Origin of the sequence: Streptomyces sp. NPDC058375 (assembly GCF_042723425.1) — a bacterium.
GTDB lineage: Bacteria > Actinomycetota > Actinomycetes > Streptomycetales > Streptomycetaceae > Streptomyces > Streptomyces durocortorensis.
The window spans coordinates 1-5,557 of sequence record NZ_JBHXJG010000356.1 but is presented as its reverse complement, the minus strand read 5'-3'; the positions used below and the strand labels follow the sequence as shown (position 1 = coordinate 5,557).

Annotated in this window: 5 protein-coding genes and 1 pseudogene; 5 read left to right on the top strand and 1 reads right to left on the bottom strand. The window is 72.3% G+C overall.

What is annotated here, in order from left to right:
* Nucleotides 1-439 (bottom strand): annotated as a pseudogene (locus ACFWM7_RS33125) (hypothetical protein); the annotation flags it as partial.
* Nucleotides 440-579: 140 nt separating this feature from the next.
* Here ACFWM7_RS33125 and ACFWM7_RS33120 point away from each other — a divergent pair.
* From ACFWM7_RS33120 to ACFWM7_RS33100, 5 genes are read left to right on the top strand one after another with little or no spacing between them, the layout of a single operon-like run.
* Nucleotides 580-1,377: an ABC transporter ATP-binding protein gene (locus ACFWM7_RS33120; RefSeq protein ID WP_383267900.1), complete on the top strand. Its 798-nt coding sequence runs from the start codon at nucleotides 580-582 to the stop codon at nucleotides 1,375-1,377.
* The gene (locus ACFWM7_RS33115; protein ID WP_383267897.1) at nucleotides 1,365-2,174 is read left to right on the top strand and encodes an ABC transporter ATP-binding protein; all 810 of its coding nucleotides are present in this window, start codon (nucleotides 1,365-1,367) and stop codon (nucleotides 2,172-2,174) included. The genes ACFWM7_RS33120 and ACFWM7_RS33115 overlap by 13 nt, the downstream gene beginning before the upstream one ends.
* A complete protein-coding gene (locus tag ACFWM7_RS33110) occupies nucleotides 2,171-3,061 on the top strand; it encodes a branched-chain amino acid ABC transporter permease (protein WP_383267894.1) in 891 nt (296 codons plus the stop codon). The genes ACFWM7_RS33115 and ACFWM7_RS33110 overlap by 4 nt, the downstream gene beginning before the upstream one ends.
* Nucleotides 3,054-4,286 carry a branched-chain amino acid ABC transporter permease gene (locus ACFWM7_RS33105; RefSeq protein ID WP_383267891.1) on the top strand — a complete coding sequence of 411 codons (1,233 nt, stop codon included), beginning with the start codon at nucleotides 3,054-3,056 and terminating at the stop codon, nucleotides 4,284-4,286. The genes ACFWM7_RS33110 and ACFWM7_RS33105 overlap by 8 nt, the downstream gene beginning before the upstream one ends.
* A complete protein-coding gene (locus ACFWM7_RS33100; protein ID WP_383267888.1) occupies nucleotides 4,283-5,536 on the top strand; it encodes an ABC transporter substrate-binding protein in 1,254 nt (417 codons plus the stop codon). The genes ACFWM7_RS33105 and ACFWM7_RS33100 overlap by 4 nt, the downstream gene beginning before the upstream one ends.
* Nucleotides 5,537-5,557: the final 21 nt, after the last annotated feature.

Below are 5,557 nucleotides of genomic sequence, written 5' to 3'. Positions count from 1 at the left end.
GAGCCTCTCGGCCCTCCCGAGCCTCTCGGCCCTCCCGAGCCTCTCGGCCCTCCCGAGCCTCTCGGCCCTCCCGAGCCTCTCGGCCCTCCCGAGCCCACCGAGCCTCCCGGCCCTCCGCCTCGCCCGGAGAAGCCTCGGCCTCACCCCACCACCAGCGCATCCCGTCCGCGTCCGGGCCCTGGACCACCGCCGCCGCCGGCACCGGCGCGCCCAGCACCACCACCGCGTAAGGCCCCCGCTCCGGCAGTCCGAGGCCGCGCGCCGCACGCGCCACCAGGTCCGGCGCGGCCCCGCCCGCCAGCAGCGGGCCGAGCAGCGCCTCGTACCGCGTCTCCCGCCGCATCCGCCGCTCCGTCCCCGGGCGCTCCTGATGACCGATGAGGATGCCACCGGCCCCGCGGGCGGGCGCCCGCCCGTCACCGCGTCTGTGCGCGTGCACAACGAGGCCCCTCGTTCGCTGGTCGCCCGCATCGAGTCGGCCCCGCCCCGTGGACGCACGTCCTGCCCGGTGCTGGTCTGTGGCACCACCCCCCCCCACAGACCAGCAAGACACACGACATGGCGGAAGGAGGAGGACGCATGGCAACGCTAGAGATCCGCGCACTGTCCGTCGGCTACGGCCCGGTCCGGGCGCTGCGCGACATCTCCGCCGATGTGCCGGACGGCGGGATCACCGCCGTACTCGGCGGCAACGGCGCGGGCAAGACCACGCTGCTGCGGGCCGTGTCGCGGACCCTCGGCTTCCACCGCGGGACGGGCACCGGGACCATCCGGTTCGACGGCCGCCCCCTGGAGGGGCTGCGGCCCGCCCAGGTGGTGGCCGCGGGAGTGGTCCAGGTACCGGAGGGCCGGCAGGTCTTCGCCCGGATGACGGTGGCCGACAACCTGCGGGCGGGCGCCCTGGGGGCACGCGGCGGGCGCAAGGAGACGAGCGCGGCCCTCGCCCGGGTGCACGAGCTGTTCCCGGTGCTCGCCGACCGCGCACACCAGCGGGCCGGGCTGCTGTCCGGCGGCGAGCAGCAGATGCTGGCCATGGGCCGCGCCCTGATGGCGGGGCCCCGGCTGCTCCTGCTGGACGAACCCTCCCTCGGCCTCGCCCCGCTGATGGCGGCCCGGATCGCCGAGACCGTGCAGGAGATCAACGCGGGCGGCACCTCCGTGATGCTCGTCGAGCAGAACGCTGCGATCGCCCTGCGCCTCGCCTCCACGGCGTACGTCCTGGACGTCGGCGAGGTCGCCCTGTCCGGGCCCGCCGACGAACTCGCCGCCTCCGACGAGGTGCGCCGCCGCTATCTCGGCGTCGTCGACGAGGACGCGGCGGCGGACGCCGACCCGGCCGCCCGGACCCGGCGCACCCTGAGCAGGTGGTCCGCGTGACCACCACCGCATCGGTCCGCCAGGACACCACCGCGGCCGCCCTCGCCGTGCAGGACGTCACCGTCCGCTTCGCCGGGCTCACCGCCCTCGACGCTGTCTCCTTCACCGTCGAACCCGGCAGCGTGCACGCCGTCATCGGGCCCAACGGCGCGGGCAAGTCCACCTGCTTCAACGTCCTGTCCGGCGTCTACCGCGCCACCTCCGGACACGTCCGCCTCGGCGACACCGAGCTCACCGGACTCCCGCCGCACGCCATCGCGGACCTCGGGGTCGCCCGCACCTTCCAGAACCTGGCGCTGCCCCCGCACGCGACCGTCGCCGACAGCCTCCTGCTCGGCCGCCACCGGCTGACCCGCTCCGGGTTCGTCGCCACCGGCCTGCGGCTGCCCTCCGCCCTCCGGGAGGAGCGACGCCACCGCGACCGGGTCCGGGAGATCGCCGAATTCATCGGCCTGGAAGGGGCGTTGGAGCGGCCCGCCGGCTCACTCCCGTACGGGCAGCAGAAGCTCGTCGAACTCGGCCGCGCCCTGTGCATGGAGCCCAAGGTCCTGCTGCTGGACGAGCCGATCGCCGGGATGACGGCGGACGAGCGCCGCCGCACCGCTGCCGTCGTGGCCGACGTACGTGACAGCCTCGGCATCTCCATCGTGCTGGTCGAGCACGACATGGGGGTGGTGATGCGGCTCGCGGACGCGGTGACCGTACTCGACTTCGGACGACGGATCGCCGGGGGCACCCCCGCCGAGGTCCAGAACGATCCGGCCGTCGTCCAGGCCTACTTGGGAGCACCTCAATGACCACGACTCTCGAACTCCTTCTCGGCGGCCTGTCGATCGGCTCGGTCTACGCACTCATCGCGCTCGGGTTCGTCGTCATCTTCAAGGCCACCGAGGTCGTCAACTTCGCCCACGCTTCCCTTCTGTTGGCCGGCGGCTACGTCACCGCCGTGCTCCACGACGACATCGGGTTCTGGCCCGCGCTGCTCGTCGGGATCGCCGGGGCCGCGTCCGTCGGGGCGGCCATCGAGTTCTTCGTGATGCGCCGCTACCGGGGCAGCGACCACAGCGTCCTCGCCATCGTCACCATCGGCGTCGACATCCTCCTGATCACCGAACTCACCCGCCGGATGGGCACGGACGTGCTCGCCCTCGGAGACCCCTGGGGCAACGAGGTCGTCCAGGTCGGCGGCGTCACCCTCGCCCAGACCCGTATCGCCGCGTTCCTCGCCGCCGGGCTCCTGATCACGGTCTTCCTGCTCGCCTTCCGCTACACCTCGTGGGGCGTGTCGATGCGGGCCGCCGCCGAGAACCCGCAGACGGCCGCGCTCATGGGGATCAAGCTGGGGCGGGTGTCGCTCGCCGCCTGGGCGGTCGCCGGGGCGCTGGCCGCCGTCGCCGCGCTCTTCCTCACCGTGTTCCCGACCCCGGGCCTGGAGCGCGCCACCTCGCTCGCCGCGCTCAAGGCGTTCCCCGCCGCGATCCTCGGCGGGCTCGACTCCACCACCGGGGCGCTCGCCGGCGGACTGATCGTCGGCGTCACCGAGTCGCTCGCCACCGGCTACCAGAGCGATCTCTCCTTCCTCGGGCGGGGCATCGGCGACCTGGCGCCCTACCTGGTGATGGTGGCCGTCCTGCTCATCCGGCCCGCGGGACTCTTCGGCACGAAGGAGCTGGCCCGTGTCTGACACCACCGCCGAAGCCCCCGCCGCCCCCGCCCCCACCCCCGTACGCGGCGGCGGACCGGAGAGCCTCACCGACCGGCTGCGCAGCCCCCGTACGTACGCGGTCCTCATCGGATCCCTGCTGCTCCTCGCCCTCCCGTTCTACCTGGACCGCTTCTGGCTCCAGGCCGGACTGTTCGCGATGGCCGCGGCGATCGGCGCCATCGGGCTCAACATGCTCACCGGCGCCACCGGCCAACTCTCCATGGGCCATGCCTTCTTCCTCGCCGTCGGCGCGTACGGCTACTGCGTCCTGGCGGGGGAGAGCAGCACCGAGAACGGGCACACACTGACCGGCCTCGGGCTGCCCACCTGGCTCGCCGCGATCCTCGCGGTGCTGCTCGCCGGGGCGGCGGGCGGGATCTTCAGCCCCATCGCCGGACGGCTGCGCGGCGCGTATCTCGGCATCGCGACCCTCGCGCTGATCTTCATCGGGCAGCACGTCCTGTTCAACGCGGGCTCGCTGACCGGTGGTTACAACGGCCGGGCCGTACCGCCGCTGTCCGTCTTCGGGTTCACCTTCGACGACTCCGAACTCGTCGTCGCCGCCGTACCGTTCGGCTCCTCGGAAAAGCTCTGGTACGCCGGTCTGCTCGCGCTCCTGCTGAGCGCGCTGTTCGCCCGGGGCGTGCTGCGCGGCCGGCCCGGACGCGCCATGAACGCCATCCGCGACCACCGGATCGCGGCCGGGGTGATGGGCGTGCCGGTGGCTCGCTACCGGGCCGGGGTCTTCGTCCTGTCCTCGATGTACGCGGGGCTCGCGGGCGTCCTGCTCGCCCTGGTCTTCCAGCGGACCGTGCCCGAGTACTTCGGCATGATCCTGTCCCTCGAATACCTCGCCATGATCGTCATCGGCGGGCTCGGCAGCGTCGCCGGAGCGGTGATCGGCGCCGCCTTCGTCTCCCTGCTCCCGCAGGTGTTCACGCACTACAGCGACTCCCTGCCGCTGGTCTCCGCCCCCGGCACGGGCGGTCTTGCACCCGGTGAGGCGTCCCGCTATCTGTACGGCGCCGCGGTCGTCGCGGTGGTCCTGTTCCTGCCCGGCGGCCTCGCCCGCCTGGGCCTCGCACGCACGAAGAAGCCGGCGGCCCCGAAGAAGCCGACGGTTCCCGAACAAACAGCGGCTCCGAAGCGGCCAGCGACTCCGAAGCAATCAGCGGCTCCGAAGAATCCAGGGGAGAAGTCATGAAACTGAGAGTGCTCACGGCCGTGGTCGCGACCCTCGCCGTCACCCTCGTCGGGTGCAGCGGCAAGGCGACCGAGGGGAAGGCGGACGGGGAGGGCGAGGGCGGGATCAAGACGGGCCCCGGGGTCTCATCCTCGACGATCTCCCTCGGTGTGCTGACCGACATGACCGGCGTCTACGCCTCCCTCGGCAAGAGCGTCACCCAGGCCCAGCAGCTGTGGGTCAAGCAGACCAACGACGCGGGCGGCATCTGCGACCGGAAGATCGAACTGACGGTCCGCGACCACGGATACGATCCGCAGAAGGCGATCGCCGCGTACACCGAACTGGCACCCGAGGTGGTGGGCTTCGCCCAGTTCATCGGCTCCCCGTTCGTCGCCGCCGTCGAACAGCGCATCGACGGCCAGGACAAGGGCCTCGTCCTGCCGCAGGCCTGGTCGGCGAACCTGCTGGGCTCCCCGTACATCCGGGTCATCGGCGCCACCTACGACATCGAGACGATCAACCTCATCGACTACCTGCTCGCCGAGAAGCGCATCGCGAAGGGCGACAAGATCGGTCACGTCTACTTCGAGGGCGACTACGGCGAGAACGCGCTCGTCGGCTCGAAGCACGCGGCGAGGGAGGCAGGGCTCACCGTCGTCGAGCAGAAGATCAAGCCGACCGACAACGACATGACGGCCCAGGTCGCCGCCCTCAAGCAGGCCGGGGTGAAGGCCGTGATCGTCAGCGCCGGACCGCGCCAGGCGGCCTCGCTCGTCGGCGTCGCGGCGGCCACCGGCTTCGACGTCCCGGTCGTCGGCAACAACTCGGCTTTCGCGCCCCAGCTGTTGAAGACCCAGGCGGGCCCCGCCCTGCTCAAGGACTACTACGTCGCCTCCTCCACGCTGCCCATCGGCGACCCGGGCGACGGCCCCGCCAAGCTCGCCGAGGAGTACGCCGCCCAGTACCCGAAGGACGTCCTCGACAACGGCGTCGTCGCCGGATACACGGCGGCCTCCCTCTTCGGCGAGGCCCTGACGAAGGCCTGCGACGACAAGGACCTCACCCGCGAGGGCATCGACAAGGCGCTGCTCACGATCAAGGGGTACGGGACCGAGTTCGGGGTGACGCACGACTTCTCGGACCCGAAGGCGCCGTCCACCCGGGAGAGCGTCATCATGAAGCCGGACGCCGGCGCCGCGGGCGGGCTGAAGGTGGTCCGGCCGGCCGAGGTCGCCCCGGCGGCCGAGTCCTTCACCTTCGGCTCCTGAGCCCGGCCGGGAGGTCTGACC